This window comes from Streptomyces sp. NPDC002574 (genome assembly GCF_042889545.1).
In the GTDB taxonomy this organism is placed as follows: domain Bacteria; phylum Actinomycetota; class Actinomycetes; order Streptomycetales; family Streptomycetaceae; genus Actinacidiphila.
Genome location: NZ_JBIARB010000002.1, coordinates 177,154 through 198,648, shown reverse-complemented (window position 1 = coordinate 198,648; position 21,495 = coordinate 177,154). Strand labels below are relative to the sequence as shown.

Here is a 21,495-nt window from a genome sequence, read left to right as displayed (position 1 = left end):
GTCGAGTCCCGCGGGGCTCCAGGCACTTGGGGAACGAGCAGGTAGTGCTGACGGACGCCTTCGACTGGTCCGCCGTGTTCTACGTCAACGTACTGATGGCCGGCGCCGGTCTCGTCGCGGCGGTCGTCCTGCTGCCCGGGACCGCACGAGGCGTCCGCGGCGGCTTCGACCTGCCCGGCGCGGTGCTCGGCACCGCGTCCTCCTCCCTGCTGGTCATCGGCCTCGTCCAGGGGCCGGACCGGGGCTGGGCCTCGCTGGTCGCGCTGTGGTCCCTGGTGCTCGCGGTCGTCCTGTTCGCGCTGTTCGTGGTCGTCGAGTCCAGGTCCGCCTCGCCCCTCGTGCCCCTGGGGCTGTTCCGCAACCGGGACCTGTCGACCGGCACGGCCATCGCCTTCCTGCTCATGGCCACCTTCGGTGCGCTGGCCTTCTTCCTCACCCTGCTGTGGCAGTCGGTCCAGGGGTACAGCGCTCTGGCCACCGGCTTCGCCTTCGTCGTACCTTCCGCCCTGGCCCTCGTCGGCACCTTCGCCGGCGGCAGGGCCGCCACCAGGGTCGGGACGCGCAAGACGCTGCTCGCCGCTCTCGCGATCAGCACCGCCGGCGCGATCGCGCTCGCATCGATGATCAGCGTCGACCGGCCGTACGCCGCGCTCGCCGTCCCGCTGGCCGTGCTGTCGCTGGGACAAGGGATGGTCTTCGTCACGATGTTCGCCGCCGCGTCGACCGGCGTTCCGGCCGAGGACCAGGGCATCGGCAGCGGCATCGCCGCCACCGGCCGGCAGATCGGCGGCGCCGTCGGCCTCGCCCTCCTGATCGCCCTCGCCGGTGCGTTCGGCGGATCGCACGCGGAGGGCGATCCGAGCGGGATCGTCGACGGCATCAGGGCCGCTGTCTGGGCCGTCGCCGTCGGCATCGACCTGACCGCACTGGCCGTCCTGAACCTGCGGCGGGCCCCGTCCGTCATCAGTGCCACGAGCATGGCCGCAGCCGGGACCGCGGCAGAGGCGGCCGGTGACCGCGGCCTCTGACCCGTCTCCCCCCGCGCGGGAGATGCCGTCCCGGTGACCCCGGCGCTCCGGCACCGCCCGTGTGCCATCTTGCGCGGCCCCACGACCCCGGGGCCGCACAGCGGCATGCCCGGGGTCACCCCCTGTCAGGACGCCACCGGATCCAGCACTTGCTCGGCCCAGATGGTCTTGCCCACGGGCAGGTACCGGGTTCCCCAGCGGTGGGAGCACTGGGCCACCAGGAAGAGCCCACGCCCTCCCTCGTCGGTGGTGGCCGCCCTGCGGATGTGCGGGAAGGTGCTCGACGCGTCACTGACCTCGCAGATCAGCGTCCGGTCCAGCACCAGCCGGAGCCGTATCGGATCATGACCGTGCCGAATCGCGTTGGTGATCAGCTCGCTGACGATGAGTTCCATGTCGAAGGCCAGGTGCTCCAGACCCCACTGGTCGAGTTGCCGCCGCGCGAGTGAGCGCATGCTGCCCACCGCCCCCGGGACAGGGGGCACGGTCCACGTCGCCACCTTCTCGGGGTCCAGGGTGCACGTCCGGGCCAGGAGCACGGCAAGACCGTTGTCCTGGGTGAGGTGGGGTGCGATGAGGTCGGCGATCACGCCGCACATGTCGTCGAGCGGACGGCTCCGGCCGGAGATGACCGCGCCGAGCCGTGAGGCCGGCGCGCCGGCCCTTTCGGGGCACCGCAGGAGGTCCTGGCTGCAGAACACCAGGGTGCTGCCTTCGCCCAGCTCGACGTCCAGCGGCTCGAACACCGGGTCCCCCAGACCGAGCGGGTTGTTGACCGGCAGATCGGGGAAGTCCACCTCCCCCGCCTCTCCGACGACGGCGGGAGGGGGATGACCGGCGCTCGCCATCACACAGCGCCGCGTGATGGGGTCGTACACCGCGTACAGACAAGTGGAACCCTTCAGCGCCTCCACCACGGGTGCGGCTCCCGAGGCGTGTTCGCGCTCCAGGAGACGCGGCACCATCTCGTCGATCTGGCCGAGCAACTCGTCGGGCGGTAGGTCGAGTTGAGCCAGAGTACGGATCGCGGAGGAGAGGTGCCCCATGCATGCGGCCGCCTGGAACCCCTCCCCCGGCACCGCACCCACGACCAGGGCCACCCGTGCACCCGAGAGGGGGATCACGTCGAACCAGTCACCGCCGACTCCCTCGTGCACACGGGACGGCCGGTAGTGGTGGGCCACCTCGACCGCACTCTGCTCCGCGACGCTGCGGGGCAGCATGCTCGCGTGGAGGGTGAGGGCGGCCGTGTGCTCATTGGTGTAACGACGGGCGTTGTCCACGCAGACCGCCGCGCGCGCGACGACGTCCTGGGCGAGAACGAGGTCGTCCGCCTCGAAGGGCTTCGTGCGACTCCGGTACAGGTGCACGAAGCCCAGGGTCACGCCCCTGGCACGTACCGGTACGAGGATCAAGGAGCCGATCCCGTGCTCGTGCATGGCGCGGACCCGCTCGTCGGTGTACTGCCGCAGCCATGCGGCATCCTCGTCGAGGTGGGGAATGAGCCTCGGCCGCCCGTCGGCGAGGCTCTGCACATGAGGCGAATCGGAAGGATAGTTGCGCAACTGCCCGAGCTCCGCGAGCCCCTCGAAGATCTTCGGCTTCGCTGCCTTGCGGGCCACGAGGCGCACCACGACCGGACCGGTGCCGGTCGGCTTCGGTTCCGGCTCCGTGCCGGCCATGACGCTGTCCAGCAGGTCCACCACCGCGACGTCGGCGAATCGCGGCACCAGCATCTCCACGAGCTCCTCCGACGTGCACCGCACGTCGAGCGTCGTCCCGATGCGGACCGCGGCCTCACCGATGAGCGACAGTCGCTCACGCGTCTGGAACTGGTCCGTGATGTCGATGATCAGGTCGGTGACTCCGAGGACGCCGCCGTCCGGCCCGGTCAGGACCACGGACGACACGTTCCACACGTGTTCCCTCTCGGGATCCGCGGGGGTGCGGCCGCGATGGACGGCGTTGACGATCGGATGGCCGGTCTCCAGCACCTTCCTGAGGCGGCACTCGATCGCCGTGGTGTCGACCCCCGGCAGCAGATCGCTGATGGATTTCCCGAGGGCCCGTTCCTCGGGAAAACCGTGGATGTACTCCAGAGCGGTGTTGACCCGTACGACGCGCAGGTCCCGGTCGTAGACCGCGATGCCGATCGGCGCCTGCGTGAACAGCGCCTCCAGGATCGCCAGCCCCTCCGTGTCCGAGCAGGGGGCCACGGGGACGGCGATGACCACGCAGCCCTCCCCCCGCCCTCCCGGCTCCCGCAGTGTCGACGTGTGCAGGACGACATCGGCGGGTGGGCCCTCCCGACGGGCGAGCGAGGCGCGGTGGCCGGGAACGGCCGGATCCGCCGGGCCTGCGACACCTCGGGACGGCCGCGCGAAAACCTCGGGCCACAGCTCGGCCGCCGCGCGACCGACGACCTCGGACGGGCTCCAGCCGAAGAGATCCTCGGCCGCGGCGCTCCACGCGGAGACGACGCCGTGCCGATCGAGCACAAAGCCGGCGATCCTCTCGTCGCCGGGCGGGGGACGGCTCGCAGAAGAAGTGCCCATACTCGGTCCCGTCACGCGAGTGACGCCCCGCAGGCCGGCGTCCACTGCAGGTCGGCTGGCGTCGATGGGCCTGCGGCGGGGACCACCGACGGGTAGGTGTCCTTTCAGCCTAAGCAGACCGCTTGCGTCCCGCCCGGCTGCCCTCTCGCGGGCGCCCTGTCCGGGGAACACCGGCGGGGAGCACGCGCGGGACACACGGTGTGTCCGGTGTCGCGCAGCACACCACACTACTTGCTTGCGTACGCACACGTTGCTAGGTTGGACCACGCACCGCACGACGTGTGCGCAGGGCCCGTCCCGCCCACCAACCCGGCGGAATCCAGGGCCCGATCTCCTGTACGACGGTACAATCCCACCACCGACCTCTAGGGCCCGCTGTGCGAATGGAGCCGGAGATTCCGCCACACACCCTGGTACCGGAAGACCTCGTCTTCGCTTCCGCATTCCGTACCGTCGAAGAGCCTCTGCTGCATTCCCTGCATTTTTGGTACCGAGGGGAGATCCCCGAGGGCCAGGCCGACGTCGTCGACACCGCGTACTCCAGTTACGGGACTGTTCTGCGGGCGTTCCCGGTACGGCTCCGCCGGTTGATCTGGGAGGGAGATTCCGGGCCGGCCGATCACGGCGCTCCCGACGAACCCGCAGATCCGCCCCTGCCCCGCCTCCATCCCGTCACCATCGGACAGGCGGATCTCGACGCCCTCGACCGATGCTGCCGGATGCTGCGCAATGCGCGCGGAGAAGGCCCCGCGAACCCGCTCGGAGAAATTCTCGAAGAGATAGGGGGCGGGATCGACCTCGCGGAGAACTTCTCGCGCGTGCTCCGGGTCCTGAGCCTCCCGGTACCCCGAGAGCTGCTCGCGACTTCCTCGGGCGGCCGCACGGCGCCGCGGGAACACCACCATTACTGCGCCGAGGTCATCCGTGCGCTGAGTGGCGGTGACGAATTCCAGCGCCTTGCTCATCAGGCGTTCTATCGCGCCCTCGACTCGGCGACGCATTAGGTCCCGGAGCGGCCCCACCGCGGTACGAGGACGTGTTGCCACCGTCGGAGCACGGGTTCAGTCGAGTCGGGCGGCGATGGTTTCCAGCTGTCCGGCGAAACCGGCGACCGTGGCAGCGTCGAGGTGATCGATGACGCGCCTGCGGGCGCTCGCCAGGTTGGTGGGATACGCGGACTGCAGGCGCCTTCGGCCTTCGGCTGTCAGCCTCGCCACGCTCCCGCGGGCGTCGTTGGCGTCGCGCTGCTTCACCACCCACCCGCGTGTCTGCATGGCATCGGCCACGCGTGAGATCCGGCTCACGGACAGGGCGGTGGCGGCCGCCAGATCGGTCATGCGCATCTCGCGCCCCGCGGCCTCGGACAGGTGGACCAGCACCGCGTACTCGGACATCGTCAGCCCGGTCACCTTCAGCAGGTCTTCGTCCAGCGCCTTCGGCAGCGCCACCATGACGTGCATCAGGGCACGCCAGAAGCGTTCCTCGTCCGGGTTCAGGGGGGCATCCGATGTCACCGGGGCAGAGTACCGTGCCCGTGAACCGGCGGAACCGGACCGTGCCGCGGGCCGGCGTCCGCTTCGGGACCCGGCGCCCCGCGGGGACGGCCGCGGTGCGAGCGTCAGTCCCGCGCGCCGGGACGAGGGTCCGGCCGGAGTCGTCCGGCCCAGGTCAGCGCGTCCTCGGCCTGGGCGGCGAGCGCGGTGACGAGGTCGGACGCGGACGGCAGATCGGTGACGAGGTCGACGGCCTCGCCCGCCCAGACCGGCAGCGGGGGGATCGCCCCTCGGGCCACGTCGTCCTGGTAGTCCTGACGGGCCCGGCGGTCGTCGGCCAGTTCGGCCTCCCGGCCGCGCCACCGGTCGAGGTAGGGATGGCCGAGCGTACGGGCGGTGTACTTGCCGGTGGGCCAGCTCGCGCCGCGGGCGATGTCCAGCACGCTGTTGCGTTCGGTGTCCTGTCCGCGTCCTTCGACGAGGGCCCTGCCGACGGAGGGGGCGGCCAGTGCCTCGGTCGTGGCCTGGAAGCGGGTGCCGATGAGGGCTCCGGCGGCGCCCAGGGCCAGGGCCGCGGCGACGCCGCGGCCGTCGGCGATCCCACCGGCCGCCAGGACCGGTGCCGGCGCCGCGAGATCGACCACGAGCGGCACGAACGGGAGGGTCGAGCGCCCGTGCCGGGCGCCGTGGCCACCGCTCTCGGTTCCCTGCGCCACGATGACGTCGGCTCCCACCTCCACGGCCCGCCGTGCCTCGTCCAGATCGGTGACCTGGACGATCAGAACCGCGTCCGACCGGCGGATCCGGTCGACGAACGGGCCCGGGTCACCGAAGGACAGCATCACCGCCGCAGGACGGAACTCGAGGGCCCGCTCCACCGCGCCGGCATCGACCGCCCAGGTCAAAAAGCCGACACCCCACGGCTGGTCGGTGCCCTCCGCGACGATCGCCAACTCCCGCTCCAGCCATGCCCGGTCCCCTGACGCACCACCCACCATCCCGAGCCCGCCCGCTCGCGAGACGGCCGCGGCCAGCGCGCCGCCGGCCGAACCGCCCATCGGTGCCAGCACGATCGGGTGCCGCACACCCATCAGCCGCGTCAGCTCCGTCGACAACGCCATGGCCGGATCACCGCCTGCCGACGTCGTGCGCGGTGCCGTCGGTGACCGCGTGGAGCTTGTCGGGGTTGGCCACGTTGTGCACGGCCGTGATGCGGCCGTCCGCGTCGAAGTCGAGGGTGACGGTGGCGATCACGCGGTCCGGGCCGCTGAACAGCATGCCCGGTCCGCCGTTGATCTCGACCAGTTCGGCGTTCATGTCCGCGGGCTCGATGCCCTGGTAGCTGACGGTGCCCATGGCCGCGAACCATGCGGCCACGGTCCGCGCGCCCACGACCGGGCGCAGTGCCTGCCGGACCTTGCCGCCTCCGTCGGTCCACAGGGTGACGTCCGGGGACAGCAGCTCCATCAGGGCGTTGACGTCACCACCGGTCGTCGCGGCGAAGAACCGCTCGGTGACCTCGCGCTGCCGCGCCCGGTCGGCGGTGAAGCGGGGCCGCCGGGCCCGCACATGCTCCCGGGCGCGGTGTGCGGCCTGCCGGACCGCCGCCTCGGAACGCTCCACCGCCTCCGCGATCTCGGCGTGGCTGAAGCCGAAGACCTCCTTCAGCACGAACACCGCGCGCTCCAGCGGGCTCAGCGTCTCCAGGACCACCAGCATCGCCATGGACACCGACTCGGCGTCCGTGACGGTCTCGGCGGTGTCGCGGCTGGTGAGGATGGGCTCCGGAAGCCACGGCCCGACGTAGGTCTCGCGCTTGCGGCGGGTGGAGCGCAGCCGTTCCAGCGCCAGGTTCGAGACGATCCGGGTCAGGTACGCCTTGGGGTCGGCGACCTGCGAGCGGTCGGCGGCCGACCACTTGATCCAGGCGTCCTGGACCGCGTCCTCGGCGTCTGCCGCGGTGCCGAGGAAGCGGTAGGCCACCGAGAACAGCAGGTTGCGGTGCCGGTGGAACACCTGCTGGTCGATGTCGCCGGACACGTGCGTCACCGTGCCTCCGGGTTCCGGGTGAAGCGGCCGCCGCGGGGCCAGAACGCTCCCGAGGCGGGCATCTTCTTCATACGGCCGTAGGTCGGCCAGGGCGAGGCGGTCACCATCTCCTTGTACCGGGCCGCCGCACGACCTGTCAGGTGAATGCGTCGCGGGCTGTCGTCGGGGCGGGTGAACTGCACGACCGCGTCGCGCCGTCCCAGGCTCACCGGTGTGTGGTAGTGGCCGAAGCGGAACGGCCTCGGCTGCTTGCCCCGCAACGAGCGGGCGATCGACACCGCGGCGTGCACCCCGGTCGGCATGCCGCTCTGGCAGGTGCCGTGCAGGACGCCGTAGCCCTGGCGGACCGCGGCCGCGTCGCCCACCGCGTACACGTCCGGGTGCGACACCGAACGCAGCGCGGTGTCGGTGACGATGCGGCCGCGCTCGTCGACGGTCAGCCCGGCGGCGGCCGCCAGCGGTGACACACGCGTGCCGCCGGCCCACACGACCACATCGGCGGCGATGCTCTCCCCGCCCGTGAGCCCGACCGCGCCGGGCAGCACCTTGGCCAGTTCGGCTCCGCCGCGCACGCTGACGCCCAGCCGGTCGAGCGCCCTCCGCAGATACGCCCTGGCCTTCGGGCCCATGGCCGCACCGGGCTCGCCCCGGCCGAGCAGGACGACGTTCAGGCCGGGGTGCCGCTCGGCGATCTCCGCGGCCGACTCGACGCCGGTCAGACCGGTGCCGGCCACCACCACCGTCCCGTGGGCCAGGCGCGACAGCCGGTCCGCCAGGGCCTCGGCGTCCCCCGGGCTGTTGAGGGTCCAGGCGTGGTCGGCGGCTCCGGGCACTGCGGCCGTGTCGGCGACGCCGCCCAGTCCGTAGACGAGCGTGTCGTAGGGCAGGACCCGGTCGTCGTCGATCCGTACCGTCCTCGCGTCCGCGTCCACCGCCGTCACCCAGCCGCGCACGAACCGCACGCCGGTGCCGGCCAGCAGCTCCGGGACGCTCAGTTCGGCGACCCGCCGCCCGGTCGCCGTCATGTGCAGTCGCATGCGCTCGGTGAAGCGCTCCTGCGCGTTCACGAGGCTGACGCGAACGTCGTCATCCCGGCCGACCCGGGCCGCGAGCTGGACGGCCGCGGCCGTGCCCGCGTAGCCCGCGCCCAGGATCAGGACGCGGTGTGCGCCCGCCCTGCGGGCTTCCCGCTGTGCGTTCATCGCTTCGCCTTCCTCCGAGCCGCTGTTGACGACCACCGGATGGAGGCAGGCGCCCGGTCCGTGACATGCGGTCGATGTGACGCGCGACACAGCACCCTTGGCGGCCGGGCTACTGCCGGCCTCCCGGCCTGGCCGCGTGCCCCGCGGCGTGGTGCAGGGAGCGCCAGGCGACCACGGCCCAAGCGGCGACGAGCAGGACGTAGAAGCCGACGGCGGTCCAGATGAACAGCTGGGAGCCGGTGCGGACGGCGAGGGCGCCGGTGCCGGTGACGCAGGCGCCGAGGGGGAAGATGAACGACCACCAGGTCGGCGCGAAGGGCAGTCCCGACCGGATCTCCCGTGCGGTCAGCGCGGCGGCGAGCACCAGCCACAGCATGGCGAAGCCCCACACCCCGAGGCCGCCGAAGAGCGCGAAGACGGCCGCGCCCCGCGCGTAGGGGGCGAGCAGTGTGCTCGGTGCGGCCGTGGCCAGTGCACCCAGCGCGGTCACGCCCTGTCCCAGCGCTCCCACGCCGATCCACACCGTGGGCACCACCGCGCCCGTGGGGGCCTCGTGGTGCACCAGACGGCTGTACATCATGGCCAGTACCAGCAGGATCGCCACCAGGGCGAGCCCGAACATCGCGTAGCAGGCCAGCAGCAGGGCCAGCCGGGGCTGGCCCGCCGGGGCGTGCGGGACGAGCAGCGCCCCGGTCGCGGCCGACACCATCGGCGGCACCACCGGCATCAGCCAGCCGCCGAACGCGGCGTCCGGTGCGTAGCGGTGCCGGGTGACCATCAGGTAGGGCACCGTGCAGGCCGTGACGAGGCCGAGTACGGTGCCGAGCGACCACAGCACCCAGTCCACGTCCAGCGCCGCCCGCGCCCCGATGACCGGCTCGCCGAGCAGCAGCGTTCCGGCGCCCACGATCAGCAGTGCCATGGGCGGCGCACCGAAGAACTGGGACAGCGTCGGATCGGCGGCGTGCAGCCGCAGCGCCCGCTGCCGGACGTATTCGGCGGTGAGCAGGGCGAGCAGCAGCGCGGCCCCGATCCAGACCACCATCGCGGCGTCCCGCAGTCCGGGGAAGCTCCGCGGCAGGGTGACCGCCGCGTTGGCGACGATCCCGGTGCCCATGACGGCCGCGAACCAGCTGGGACCGAGCAGCGGACGTCTCGTCCGCTCGGCCCGGCGCGGCCGGGGGCGGGCGTGGACGGGACGTCTCGGGCCCGCGTCGTCCGTGGTCGGGAGGGATCGGGCACTGCTCGGGTGGGGCGGCACGGCGTAGAACGCCTCTTTCCTCGTCGTGGGGACACCGTCGGTGGTCGGCCGGCGGCGTGGGCCCACGCACAAGAGCTCGCGAGTCGCGGCCGAGTCCGTCGGCCCGTTGGCTCGCTGGCGCAAGGAGGCTATGACGGCTTCCCGTGCAGGGCGCATAACACCGTGTGCCACGACAGCCTCACTTCCGGACACGACGGGTGGTGCCGGTCGAAACGCCGCCGGTCGGCGGCGTACCGCCGCCGATGCGATGTCCGGATGTGCCGCCGTTGTGGCAGGTCCGGCTCTCTCTCCCGGCGCCCGGACCGCCGTACCGTCGATGGCGCGACACGGCGGATGGGTTCGCCTCAACGACGAGATGTGGAACCGAGGTCCTTGGACGCCATGCGGTACGGCCAAGGAGACCGGCCGCGTCCACCCATCGATCGCTCCGAGTGAGGAAAGAAGGCGACCCAATGGTGTCGCAGTCACACGCCGGGGAGCCCGTGCTCCGCAGGCTGGAATTCGGCCTCAACGAATGGCTCGTGGACGAGCAGTACAAGCGGTACCTGGAGGACCCGGGCTCGGTCGACCAGACCTGGCGGGACTTCTTCGCCGTCCCGGCCTCCGCGATCGGCCGGCAGGCGCGCCACGGAACGACCCCCGCCCAGGACGGCGCGGGCGACGCGGCGCTCAAGGCGGTCCGGGTCGCGGCGTTGATCGACGCGTACCGGGTGCGCGGACACCTGGTGGCCGACACCGACCCGCTCGCGGCGGAGCCCGCGGTCGCCCACTCGGAGCTCGACATCACGGCGTTCGGACTCGGCGACGAGGACCTGGACAGGGAGTTCGTCGTCGACGGCTTCGCCGGGCGGGACTCGATGACCCTTCGGCAGGTGGTGGACGCGCTGCGGGACGCGTACTGCCGGACCGTCGGTGCCGAGTACATGCACATCAGGGCCTTCGAGGAACGCCGGTGGATCCAGCAGCGGGTCGAATCCCCGCAGCCCCGGCCGGACCGTGCCGAACAGCTGCAGATCCTCTACCGGTTGGGCGCGGCCGAGGCCTTCGAGACGTTCCTGCAGACCAAGTACGTGGGCCAGAAGCGGTATTCGCTGGAAGGCGGCGAATCGGCGATCGTGCTCCTGGACGCCCTGCTGTTCCGGTCCATCAGGGCCGGTGTGGGGGAAGCCGTCATCGGGATGGCGCACCGGGGCCGGCTCAACGTACTGGCCAACATCGTCGGCAAGTCCTACGCGGAGATCTTCCACGAGTTCGAGGACGCCGTGGACATCCGCTCCGTGCAGGGCTCCGGAGACGTGAAGTACCACCTCGGCGCGGAGGGGACCTACCGTGCGCTGGACGGCAGCGCGATCGCCGTCTCCGTCGTGGCGAACCCCTCGCACCTGGAGATCGTGGGGCCGGTCGCGCAGGGAGTCGTGCGCGCCAAGCAGGACCTGGCCGCGGGCGGTGGCGAAGCCCACTCCGTCCTGCCCGTCGTCGTCCACGGCGACGCCGCGTTCGCCGGTCAGGGCGTGGTCTCCGAGACGCTGAACATGTCCCAGCTGCCGGGATACCGCACCGGCGGCACCGTGCACATGGTCATCAACAACCAAGTCGGCTTCACGACGGCGCCCGCCAGCGGCCGTTCGAGCACCTACGCCACCGATGTCGCCAGGACGGTCGAGGCCCCGGTCCTGCACGTCAACGGGGACGACCCCGAGGCCGTCGTCAGGGCCGCGCGCCTGGCCTTCGACTACCGCCAGGAGTTCCACAAGGACGTCGTCATCGACCTGGTCTGCTACCGGCGCAACGGGCACAGCGAGGTCGACGACCCGTTCATCACACTGCCGACGATGTACGACCGCATCGACGCCAGGCCCTCGGTGCGCAAGCTGTACGCCGAGGCGCTGGTCCGCCGCGGGGACATCGGGGAACGGCAGGTGGAGGGCGCGCTGCGGGACTACCAGGCACACCTGGAAGAGGCCTTCGTCGAGACCCACGCGCCGTCCGCGCCCGGCACGCCGCAGCCCGTCGGCCCGGTGGCCGTCGATGACCCCGCGGACGGAGCCGCCCCGCGGGCCGCGACCGCCATCGCGGAGGAGACCGCCCGGCGGGTCATCGCGTCCCAGACCGGCGTGCCGCAGGGCTTCACCGTGCACCCGCGCGTCCTGCCGCAGCTCCAGAGGCGCACCGCGATGCTGGACGCGGGAACGATCGACTGGGCCACGGCCGAAACCCTGGCGCTGGGCTCCCTGTTGCTCGACGGGGTTCCGGTGCGGCTGTCCGGGCAGGACTCCCGCCGCGGCACCTTCGGCCAGCGCCACGCGGTGCTCACCGACCGGCGCACCGGCGCGGAGCACACACCGCTGAGCTCCCTGGACGCGCGGGCGGCGGCCTTCACGCCCTACGACTCGATGCTCTCCGAACTGGCCGCGCTGGCCTTCGAGTACGGCTACTCGGTGACCCGGCCCGAGGCCCTGGTGCTGTGGGAGGCCCAGTTCGGCGACTTCGCCAACGGCGCCCAGACCGTCATGGACGAGTACATCTCGTCGTCCGAGCAGAAGTGGGGGCAGCGCGCCGGAGTGACGCTGCTGCTGCCGCACGGCCTGGAGGGGCAGGGGCCGGACCACTCGTCCGCGAGGATCGAGCGGTTCCTGCAACTGTGCGCGCGGGAGAACATGACCGTCGCCATGCCCTCGCTGCCCGGCAACTACTTCCATCTGCTCAGGCAGCAGGCGTTCGACGGGCACAAGAGGCCCCTGGTCGTCTTCACTCCCAAGTCGATGCTGCGGCTGAAGGCAGCCACCTCCGGTCTGTCGGAGTTCACCACGGGCGCGTTCCGTCCCGTCATACCGGACGGCACGACGGACACCGCCGGGATCAAGCGCGTGCTGGTGTGTTCCGGGAAGGTCTTCTACGACCTGGACGCCCACCGGCGGAACGCGGGCCTGACGGACACCGCGATCGTCCGCCTGGAGCGCCTCTACCCGTTCCCGGACGAGGAGCTCGGCGCGGAACTGGCCCGCTTCCCGGTCGATGCCGAGGTGCGGTGGGTGCAGGAGGAGCCGGAGAACCAGGGCGCATGGTCCTTCGTGGCCCCGCACCTGCACCGCGGGATCGGATGCGTCAGCCGGCCGCAGGCTCCGGCCCCCGCCGTGGGCTCCGCCCGGCGCCATGCGGGCGAGCAGAAGGACCTGGTGGAGTCGGCCTTCCGCTGACCGACCGGTTGACACCCGTACGGGCGGATCCCCCTCGGACACGGTGCGAGGGGGATCCGCCCGTACGGGCGCCCGATGGGTCAGAGGTGGTGGACGGCGGTGCGCGAGACGACGGCCTGCGCGAACAGCTTGCGGTAGAAGGGACCGAGGCCCTCGGGGATGGTCAGGGTCCGGAACGCCTCTCCCACGGACAGGAGCCGGCGATGGACCGTCCCGCGGTGCGGGTCCCACGGAGCCAGTCGCACCTCCGCCCGCCACATCGCCCGGATCAGCACCAGCCCCTCCTGCGGGCCGCGTACGCAGACACCCCGGCTGAACCCGAGGAGCCTGCGCTCCACCACCGCGGCACAGGCTTCCTCACGGACCTCCCGGCGCATCGTGTCCCGGCACCGCTCGCGCGGCTCGGGGCGGCTGGAGGGCAGGCGCCAGCGCTGTCCGTCCTCGCTGACGAGGAGGATCCGGTCACCGACGACGCACACCACCTCCGCGCCGTACGGCGTGCCCGGCGGTGGTTCAGGGGGCGGGCAGTAGGCGACGCGCCAATCCTGACCGTGGGCGGGCGCCGTGAAACCGGCGCCGTTCTCAGCGATGTTGTTCATGATTCCCTTCCAACCGTCAGAGGGAGCCGGCGGGGACAGGTCCGTGAGCCCCCGGCATCCCCGGCCGGGGGCTCACGCTCTCACCGTCGCGGACGGATCAGGCCACGCGCTGCAGGGCTTCGGCGGCACCGCCGGGACCTCGGCCACCGTGCGGTGGATCCCGAGGAAGCCCAGCACCGCGCCGAAGGCCGTCAGGCACGCGGCGATGGCGAAACTGAGGGCGTAACCGCGCACGGTGGCGGTCATCGCGTCCATACCCGCGTGCCGCAGCACGGTGGCATGGCTGGTGCCCACGGAGACCAGGGCGGCCAGGCCGAGGGCGCTGCCGATCTGCATGGACGCGTTGTTCATGCTGGTGGCGATGCCCGCGTCCTCGCCCGTGGCGCCGTCCACTCCCGCGACGGTGGAACCGACGAGGACCAGACCGCCTCCCAGCGGCACGAGGAGCAGGCCCGGCAGCACATCGGCCACGTAGCTGCCGTGGACGCTCAGACCGGCGAGCAGAAGGTAGCCGGCCGTGGAGATCGCGAGTCCTCCCCCGTTGAGCATCCGCAGCCCGTAGCGGCGGAGGAGGCGTGGTGCGAGCACGGTCGCGCTGAACAGGATGACCAACCCGAAGGGGATGAAGGCGAATCCGGTCGCCAGCGGCGAGAAGCGCAGCGTGTGCTGCACGTACAGGCTCAGCGAGAAGAAGAACGTGGCGAAGCCCACGTAGTAGCAGATGCGCACCACGTTGGCGATGCTCCGGTTGCGCGAACGCAGGAACGCCAGGGGTACCAGGGGTGCGGACACCCGGGCCTCGACCAGTACGAAGCCGATCAGGAGGAGCACGCCGATCCCCACGGAGCCGAGGACGGGGAGCGAGAGCCACGCGTGGCCCGCCTTCTCCAACAGCCCGAACACCAGCAGGAGCAGGCCGAGGGTGACCAGGGCGGCTCCCACGACGTCGGGCCGCCCGCGCCTGGCGGCGGCACGGCTCTCGGAGACCAGTTTGGGGGTGGCGAGGAACGCGAAGGCCGCCACGGGAAGGTTGATGAAGAAGATCCACCGCCACGAGGCGATGTCGGTCAGGATCCCTGACAGCACGACACCCAGCGCGACGCCGACTCCCGCCAGGCCGCTCCAGATGGCCATCGCCCGCGCCCGTTCCTGGCGCTGGGTGAACATCAGCGTCACCAGGGACAGGGCCGCCGGGCTCACGAGTGCCGCGCCGATGCCCTGCGCGAACCGGCTGGCGACCAGGACACCGGCCTGCTGGGCCACCCCGGCGCTCGCCGACGAGAGCGCGAAGACCGCCAGGCCGACGAGGAAGAGGCGCCGTCGGCCGAGCAGGTCGCCCAGCCGGCCACCCAGCATCAGCAGTCCGCCGTAGGTGACGGTGTAGCCGTTGACGACCCATGCCAGGCCGGTGGTCGTGAAGCCGAGATCCCGCTGGATGGGCGGCAGCGCGACATTCACCACGGTCACGTCGAGCAGCAGCATCACCTGCACCAGACAGATGACCGCGAGCGCCCGCCATCTGCGCGGATCGGGTGCGGGGGTCGGACTGATCGGAGCCATCGTTGATCGCCTTCTGCTCGGTCGGGCCACCGCGGCGCGCCTCGGACGCCTCTGTGCGAGGCGACGCTTCAGGCCGGTCCCGGTCCATGGGTGTTCTTCTCTGCGTTCAACTCCCCGGGGGCCGCGCGTGCTGGCCGCAGATACGGACAGCGGTGGCGCACATTCGGCCCTCCGGCAGGGGGATGCGCACGGGGAGCGAACGGGGGTCCGGGGTCGGGTGTCCGGGGGTCCGCCGCGTGAGATGCCGTGATGTGCCGTCACGCGGGCATGCGGGCATGCGGGAGCGGGCCGGGCTGATGCCGGCCCGCGCCCTTACGAGGTGTCGTCCGTACGCAGCACGGCCGGTCCACGCCGCGGGTGCCGCGGCGTGGACCGGCCGTGACGTCAGTCCTTCGTGTCCTCGCCGGTCGTCCGGAAGCGGGCCCGGTACGCGCCGGGTGTCACACCCAGGTGACGCGCGAACGCTCTGCGGAGCGACTCGGGCGAGCCGAACCCCGTGCGGCGCGCCACGACCGCCATGGAGTCGTCACCGCGCTCCAGCAGCCCCTGGGCGGCCTCCAGCCTGACCTGCTCCACGTACCGGGCCGGGGTGGTTCCCACCTCCTCGTAGAAGAGCCGGGTCACGTGGCGGACGCTGACGCCCGCCCTCCGGGCCATGGCGGTCAGCGTGTGGTTGCCCCCGGGATCCTGGGCGACGGCGTCCAGGACCCGGCGGAGCGTGTCCTGTTGGGTGTGGGGAGCCTGGCACCGGGCGCTGAACTGGGACTGGCCGCCCGGTCGCTGCATGAAGACGACCATGTCCTTGGCGACCGCCCGGGCGACATCCGCGCCGTAGTGCTCCTCGACGACGGCCAGGGCCAGGTCGATACCCGCCGTGACGCCCGCCGATGTCATCAACTGCCCGTCCCGGACGAAGATGGCGTCGGGTGCGACCTGCACGGACGGGAAACGCAATGCGAGTTGCTGCGAGTACCGCCAGTGCGTCGCGGCCCGACGGCCGTCCAGGAGACCGGTCGCGGCCAGGAGGAACGCCCCCGTGCACACCGACGCCGTCAAGCGGCTCGTCTCGTTCAGCTGCCGGACGGCGTTCAGGAAGTCGTCGTCCTTGATCAGGGTCTCCCACTCCGGGCCGCCCGGGATCACCAGGACGTCGCTGGGCTCACGGACGTCCGCCACGGACAGGTCGGCGCTGAGCCGGGTCCCGGTGGAGGTCATCACCTCGGCCCCGTCCTCGGAGACGATCCGCACCTGGTAGCGCCCGCCGAATTCGTTGGCAGTCGAGAACACCTCGATGGGACCGGTCACATCGAGCAGGCGCACTCCCGGGAAGGCGAACACTGTCACGGTGAGCGGGCCCGTTCCGGGGCGCTTGTGGTTCATCGGATGCCTCCGGGCCGTGGGCGGCGTGGACACCGGATCCGGCAGGGCTCGTGCACACCGAGGAACGTGCGGTGGGACTCGCCCACAAGCTGCCGATTCCGGCTGAGCGGGCCATCCCCCCTGTCGGGTGCCGGCCGCGCCGGCAGAGGGTGCAGTGCCGCTGGCCTCACCACTCCCGGAACCGGTCGGCGAGTGCTCCGGGGCAGATCAGGAAGCGGATCACGGCCGGTGCCGGACCGCCGTTCTCGGATTTCCCACGGCAAGTGTACGCCCGTGAACAGCACCGATCCCACGACGGCCGCTCCACGGGCTGCCGTATCGCCGGCGCCGTCGGGGCCCGTACGTCCGGCCGGTGCCCACGCCGGCTCCTTGCCTCCCGTCCCGGCGGCTGTCGGGGTGATTGAAACGTTCGCTGTTCGCGGGAGGCCCCACACGCACCCGGAGGCAGCCCCGCGACGCGGGACGCCGGCTTCCCAAATCCCATAAGAAAAGGCCGAGTCGGGCATATCGCCGACCGTGTCGCACCTCTGGACGGCTTCGCGGGCTCCCTTGTAGCCTCATCCCGCAATCAGGGATTGAATCGTTACAAGGAGAGCCGCACATGCAGAGCAACCCCAGACGAGACACCCCTCAGCCGTCCGGTCCGCAGCGCCGCACCGTCCTTCAGGCGGGCATCGGCGGGGCCGCGCTCGCCGCCACCGGCCTCACGGTCGCCTCCGCCGCTCCCGCCGCCGCGCGCGACGCGGGCACCGGCGGTGCGGGCGCCGCCCACAGCGGTCCGGCGGCCCCGCACAGTTGGCACCAGTACGTCCAGGCTCCCGCCGACCGCACCGTGCGACCGGTCCGCGTGCTGCGCACCACGGGTGACGTCACCGAGCCGGAGGCACTGCTCCGTCCCCACGGCAATCCCACCGTGTTCAAGCGTCCGGAACCCACCGCACCCCCGCGCTGGCCCGACGGCACGACGGCGACCGCCTCCTCGGCCCACGGCCCGAACAACGGCAACGACGGCAATCCGCGCACCTACGACGCGTCCAACGCCGTCGACGGCAACCCCGACACCTTCTGGAACGACGACACGATCGCCGCGTACCCGGACGTCCTGACGATCACCACGCCCTCGCCGGTGACCCTGTCGGGCATCACCGTGCTGTCCAACCCCGACGGCGTGCCCAGTGCCTTCACCGTCGAGACCTGGGACGGCAGTGCGTGGCACACGGCCGCGACCGTCACCGGCAACTCAGCCGTGCAGATCCCGGTGCGGTTCGAGACCGCGGCGTCCACCAGCGGCGTCCGGATCACGGTCACCGCGGACCAGGAGACCCCCAAGGGGACCTTCACCCGGGTCAACGAGGTGTGGCCCGCCGTCGTGCCGGTGGAGCAGATCCCCAGCGTCGTCGTGGACTTCGGCAAGGTCGTGGTCGGCTACCCGCACGTCCGCTTCGCCTGGGCCTCCGCGAACAACCCCGGCGTGCGGCTCGCCTTCTCCGAGACGCTCCAATTCCTGAGCGATCGCAGCGACTTCACCCGGTCCGACCAGTCGGGGGCCCCCGGTCACGGCACCGACCAGTTCGCCGTGCCGGCCTCGGGCGCCCACTGGACGGACACCGGCGGCTACCAGAAGGACGGCAAGGTCTACGCGGACGGACTGCACGGCTTCCGCTATCTGAGGATCAGTCTCGACGCGCTCGCCGCGGACGCCCCGGTGGCGCTGCCCTGGGGGCAGGTCGCCGTCGACTCGGTCTGGCTGGACTTCAGCGCCTACTTGGGCACCCCCGACACCTACAGCGGCTGGTTCCTCAGCTCCGACGACGAGCTCAACCGCTACTGGTACGCGGCCGCGTACACCAATGAGCTGGTCACCGACACCTTCCGCCCCGGTGACGTGGACCCGCGCGGCGCCGACACGCCCTCGCTGCGCGGCAAGCTCGTCCTGCACGACGGGGCCAAGCGCGACCGGGACCCGTACATCGGCGACCTCGCCGTCTCCGCGCGCACCATGTACCTCACCCACGACGACACGCCCGAGGCCGCCCGCAACGTACTGGCCGACCTCGCCGACCACCAGCGCGCCGACGGCTGGATACCGCCCGCCTCCATCAACAACTACACACTGCCCCTTTTCGACTATCCGCTGTGGTGGGTCACCTGCAGTTGGGACTACGTCCTCTACACCGGCGACCTGCACTACGCCGCCGGCTACTACCCGCATCTGGTGAAGGTCCTCGACACCTGGTACCCGTCCGTCACCGACGCCGACGGCCTGCTCAGCAAGGGCCTCAACAACACCTCGGGATACGGGGACTACGCCTTCCTGCCGCGCTCCGGGCGGATCACCTACTACAACGTCAACTACGTGCAGGCCCTCGACGACGCGGCGTCGATCGCGCGGCTGCTCGGGCACGACGCGGACGCCGCACGCTGGTCCGCGCGGGCCCGTACCGTCGCCGACGCCGTCAACGCCCACCTGTGGGACGCGGACGCCGGTGCCTATCTCGACTCCGCCACCGGCCCGGTCCGCCACGCGCAGGACGGCAACGCCATCGCCGTCACCTCCGGCGTGGCCGGCCCCGACCGGGCGGCCTCCGCCCTCACCCACCTCGACGGCACGACCCGACTGCCCTACGGCAACGCGTTCATGGACAACGACACGATCTTCGCCGGGGCCTCCCAGCGGGTCTACGCCTTCACCTCCTATCCCGAACTCGTGGCGCGCTTCGAGACCGGCCGGGCGGACTCCGCCATCGACCAGATCAGGCGCACCTACGGGTGGATGCACACCCACGACCCCGGCATCACGAACTGGGAGGGCATCGGTCCCGACGGCTCGCTGTACGAGGACGGTTACACGAGCATGGCGCACGGCTGGTCCACCGGCGTGCTGCCCGCCCTGACCAACCAGCTGCTGGGCCTGCGGCCGACCTCCCCGGGCTTCGCGACCTGGGCGCTGCGGCCCCACCCGGGCTCCGTCGCCTGGACGCGCGGCCGGGTGCCCACCCCGCACGGCCCGCTCGACGCCGACTGGCAGCACACCGGACCAGGGCACTTCACGCTCCACTCCGACAGCCCGCGGGGGACGCGCGGCACCATCGCGGTGCCCACCGACGGCCGGGCGGTCAGCGTCCGCGTCGACCACCGCCTGGTCTGGGACGGCACCAGGGCCAAGGACCGCAACGTCCGGCTCGCCGACGGCCATGTGCACCTGACGGACATCGCGCCCGGCAGGCACACGGTCCGGGTACGCCCGGTGGGATGACCGGGCACCGGCCCCGCCCCGGCCCCCGTCGCGGGAGCCGGGGCGGGGCCGGGAGCCGGGGGCCGGGGGCTGTCAACGTGGCGCCCTCCCGTACCGCGTGAGGACGGCGGCGCCGGCCCGTTCGGCCGACAGGCACTCCAGGTGGGCGGGCGGGCCGTCGGCGGGGAAGAGCCGCTCGCCGGCGCCGAGGACGGTGGGGAAGGTCAGCAGCCGGTACTCGTCGACCAGGCCCTCGGCCATCAGCGTGTGCACCACGCTCAGGCTGCCGGCGACGACCACGTCGCGGCCCTCCTGCGTGACGGCGTCGATCAGTGCGCCGGGGACGACCCGCGAGTTCGCCCACGCCGAGGTGTCGGTCAGCGTGCGGGAGGCGACCAGTTTCGGGACGGCGTTCATCCGTACGGAGAACGGGTCGTCGCGTCGCGGCCAGAGCCGCGCGAACAGCTGCCAGGTGCTTCGGCCCAGCAGCAGGACCCCGTCGTCCAGCGTGCTGCCGAGCCGGAACTTGTCCCCGGCGACCGTCTCGGGACCGTGGCGGAACGCCCAGCCTCCGCTCGGCGTGCCCCCGGATCCGTCCGGGTCCGAGACGATCCCGTCCAGGGTGATGAACTCGATGACGATGACGCTCACAGCGGTTGATCCTTCCGGTCGATGCTCACCGGTACGTACCGGCGGCACCGGCCGGACTCATCGCCCCGGGCGCGACTCTTCGGAGGAAATCCGCTGGGGCAGGCCGAACGCCTCCCCCACCCGCGGATCGGCGAAGACGACGTTGTGCGCGACCCGGCCGCCGGTGACCGCCAGGACCTGGAGGGTGTGCAGGTGATGACCGCCACCGGGCCGCGGCGCGTACGCGGCGAACGCGGGCTGGCCGTTGGCCGTGAGGCACCTCGTGCGCCAGTCCGTTCCGCGCAGGTCGAACACGCGGCGCATGAACAGGCCGTAGTCGCGGCTGCCCCGGTACCAGAGCGGGACCGGCGGCATCTCCAGGACCGCGTCGTCCGTCAGCAGCCGCACGAGGGCGGGGACGTCGGCCGCCTCGAACGCCCGCACATAGCGCTGGATCACCGCGCGCACCCCGGGATCGTCCGGCTCGGCGACCTCACCCATCTCGCCCACGTCCACCAGGGCGGCGCGGGCCCGCTGCAACGCGCTGTTGACGGCCGCGACGGTCGTTCCCAACTGCGCGGCGACCTCGGCTGCGCTGAACTCCAGGACCTCCCGCAGCACGAGCACGGCGCGCTGACGCGGCGGCAGGACCTGCATGGCCGCCACCAGCGCCAGCCGCATGTCGGCCCGCACACCCGTGTCGAACCGCGCGTCGGGAAACGGCTGCAGCCAGGGGATGTCGGGCGCCGGCGTGAGCGGCGCCCCCGGGTCGTCGCTCGGGGCGCCCAGTCCGGACGGCAACGGCCGCCGCGCACGCCGCTCGAGCGCGGTCAGGCACACGTTCGTCGCGATCCGGTACAGCCAGGTCCGCACGGACGCGCGTGTGCTGTCGTACCGGTCGCGGGCCTGCCAGGCCCGCAGCATCGTCTCCTGCACCAGGTCCTCGGCCTCGTGGAAGGAGCCCAGCATCCGGTAGCAGTACGCCACCAGCTCACCCCGGTACGGCTCGAAGTCCACGCGCCCATCATGGGGTGCTGCCCCCTCGTCCCGCCGCGGAACGGCCGACCGCGACGGGACAGGACGGCGGGGCGTACCGGCGTTACGGGGTGCGTTCCGCGACCCGGCTGTAGTCGCCGTTCTGCGTCTGCGTGGCGCTGACCACCAGCCGGACCTGGGAGGTGGTGACCGCCGCGTCGAACGGGATCCAGCGCTGGCGCTCGGAGTTGCCGGCCACCTGAGCCCGGGTCGTCCACTGCGTGCCGTCCCGGGTCTGCACCTGGAAGTGCAGAACCAGTTCACCAGGATC

The 21,495-nt window shown here is 72.0% G+C and carries 15 protein-coding genes and 1 pseudogene; 4 read left to right on the top strand and 12 right to left on the bottom strand.

What is annotated here, in order from left to right; all coding sequences use genetic code 11:
• Positions 1 to 44 precede the first annotated feature (44 nt).
• Positions 45 to 1,028, top strand: a complete 984-nt coding sequence (locus ACFYXS_RS04760; RefSeq protein ID WP_389243870.1) for an MFS transporter — start codon at positions 45 to 47, stop codon at positions 1,026 to 1,028.
• A 125-nt stretch (positions 1,029 to 1,153) separates the two neighbouring features.
• On the opposite strand, the gene ACFYXS_RS04755 is transcribed toward ACFYXS_RS04760, so the two are convergent.
• Complete coding sequence (locus ACFYXS_RS04755) at positions 1,154 to 3,583, bottom strand: SpoIIE family protein phosphatase (protein ID WP_389243868.1); 2,430 nt, start codon at positions 3,581 to 3,583, stop codon at positions 1,154 to 1,156.
• 383 nt (positions 3,584 to 3,966) lie between these two features.
• On the opposite strand from ACFYXS_RS04755, the gene ACFYXS_RS04750 reads away from it, so the two are divergent.
• On the top strand, positions 3,967 to 4,587 hold the full coding sequence (locus ACFYXS_RS04750; protein ID WP_389243866.1) for a hypothetical protein: 621 nt from the start codon (positions 3,967 to 3,969) through the stop codon (positions 4,585 to 4,587).
• Positions 4,588 to 4,644: 57 nt separating this feature from the next.
• On the opposite strand, the gene ACFYXS_RS04745 is transcribed toward ACFYXS_RS04750, so the two are convergent.
• From ACFYXS_RS04745 to ACFYXS_RS04725, 5 genes are all read right to left on the bottom strand, one after another.
• A complete protein-coding gene (locus tag ACFYXS_RS04745; RefSeq protein ID WP_389243864.1) occupies positions 4,645 to 5,097 on the bottom strand; it encodes a MarR family winged helix-turn-helix transcriptional regulator in 453 nt (150 codons plus the stop codon).
• A 104-nt stretch (positions 5,098 to 5,201) separates the two neighbouring features.
• Complete coding sequence (locus ACFYXS_RS04740) at positions 5,202 to 6,197, bottom strand: NAD(P)H-dependent flavin oxidoreductase (protein ID WP_389243862.1); 996 nt, start codon at positions 6,195 to 6,197, stop codon at positions 5,202 to 5,204.
• A 7-nt stretch (positions 6,198 to 6,204) separates the two neighbouring features.
• Positions 6,205 to 7,125: an RNA polymerase sigma-70 factor gene (locus ACFYXS_RS04735; protein ID WP_389243860.1), complete on the bottom strand. Its 921-nt coding sequence runs from the start codon at positions 7,123 to 7,125 to the stop codon at positions 6,205 to 6,207.
• Positions 7,122 to 8,327 carry an NAD(P)/FAD-dependent oxidoreductase gene (locus ACFYXS_RS04730; protein ID WP_389243858.1) on the bottom strand — a complete coding sequence of 402 codons (1,206 nt, stop codon included), beginning with the start codon at positions 8,325 to 8,327 and terminating at the stop codon, positions 7,122 to 7,124. Before ACFYXS_RS04730 ends, ACFYXS_RS04735 begins: the two co-directional genes overlap by 4 nt.
• 109 nt (positions 8,328 to 8,436) lie before the next feature.
• A complete protein-coding gene (locus ACFYXS_RS04725) occupies positions 8,437 to 9,444 on the bottom strand; it encodes a TDT family transporter (RefSeq protein ID WP_389243856.1) in 1,008 nt (335 codons plus the stop codon).
• Positions 9,445 to 9,830: 386 nt separating this feature from the next.
• Here ACFYXS_RS04725 and ACFYXS_RS04720 point away from each other — a divergent pair, with 386 nt between their 5' ends.
• On the top strand, positions 9,831 to 12,785 hold the full coding sequence (locus tag ACFYXS_RS04720; protein WP_389244686.1) for a multifunctional oxoglutarate decarboxylase/oxoglutarate dehydrogenase thiamine pyrophosphate-binding subunit/dihydrolipoyllysine-residue succinyltransferase subunit: 2,955 nt from the start codon (positions 9,831 to 9,833) through the stop codon (positions 12,783 to 12,785).
• Positions 12,786 to 12,865: 80 nt separating this feature from the next.
• Here ACFYXS_RS04720 and ACFYXS_RS04715 read toward each other — a convergent pair whose 3' ends face one another.
• From ACFYXS_RS04715 to ACFYXS_RS04705, 3 genes are all read right to left on the bottom strand, one after another.
• Positions 12,866 to 13,384 (bottom strand): NUDIX domain-containing protein, encoded by a 519-nt coding sequence (locus tag ACFYXS_RS04715; RefSeq protein WP_389243854.1) that lies wholly within the window; start codon positions 13,382 to 13,384, stop codon positions 12,866 to 12,868.
• A gap of 72 nt (positions 13,385 to 13,456) precedes the next feature.
• On the bottom strand, positions 13,457 to 14,944 hold the full coding sequence (locus ACFYXS_RS04710; RefSeq protein ID WP_389243852.1) for an MFS transporter: 1,488 nt from the start codon (positions 14,942 to 14,944) through the stop codon (positions 13,457 to 13,459).
• A gap of 384 nt (positions 14,945 to 15,328) precedes the next feature.
• Positions 15,329 to 16,324 (bottom strand): GlxA family transcriptional regulator, encoded by a 996-nt coding sequence (locus ACFYXS_RS04705; protein ID WP_389243850.1) that lies wholly within the window; start codon positions 16,322 to 16,324, stop codon positions 15,329 to 15,331.
• 601 nt (positions 16,325 to 16,925) lie between these two features.
• Between ACFYXS_RS04705 and ACFYXS_RS04700 the strand changes: the two genes are divergently transcribed.
• Complete coding sequence (locus ACFYXS_RS04700; RefSeq protein WP_389243848.1) at positions 16,926 to 19,580, top strand: alpha-L-rhamnosidase C-terminal domain-containing protein; 2,655 nt, start codon at positions 16,926 to 16,928, stop codon at positions 19,578 to 19,580.
• A gap of 72 nt (positions 19,581 to 19,652) precedes the next feature.
• On the opposite strand, the gene ACFYXS_RS04695 is transcribed toward ACFYXS_RS04700, so the two are convergent.
• From ACFYXS_RS04695 to ACFYXS_RS04685, 3 genes and pseudogenes are all read right to left on the bottom strand, one after another.
• Complete coding sequence (locus ACFYXS_RS04695) at positions 19,653 to 20,210, bottom strand: dihydrofolate reductase family protein (RefSeq protein WP_389243845.1); 558 nt, start codon at positions 20,208 to 20,210, stop codon at positions 19,653 to 19,655.
• Between the two features lie 57 nt (positions 20,211 to 20,267).
• Positions 20,268 to 21,263, bottom strand: a pseudogene (locus tag ACFYXS_RS04690) (sigma-70 family RNA polymerase sigma factor); the annotation flags it as partial.
• A gap of 25 nt (positions 21,264 to 21,288) precedes the next feature.
• Positions 21,289 to 21,465, bottom strand: a complete 177-nt coding sequence (locus ACFYXS_RS04685) for a hypothetical protein (protein WP_389244726.1) — start codon at positions 21,463 to 21,465, stop codon at positions 21,289 to 21,291.
• Positions 21,466 to 21,495 lie beyond the last annotated feature (30 nt).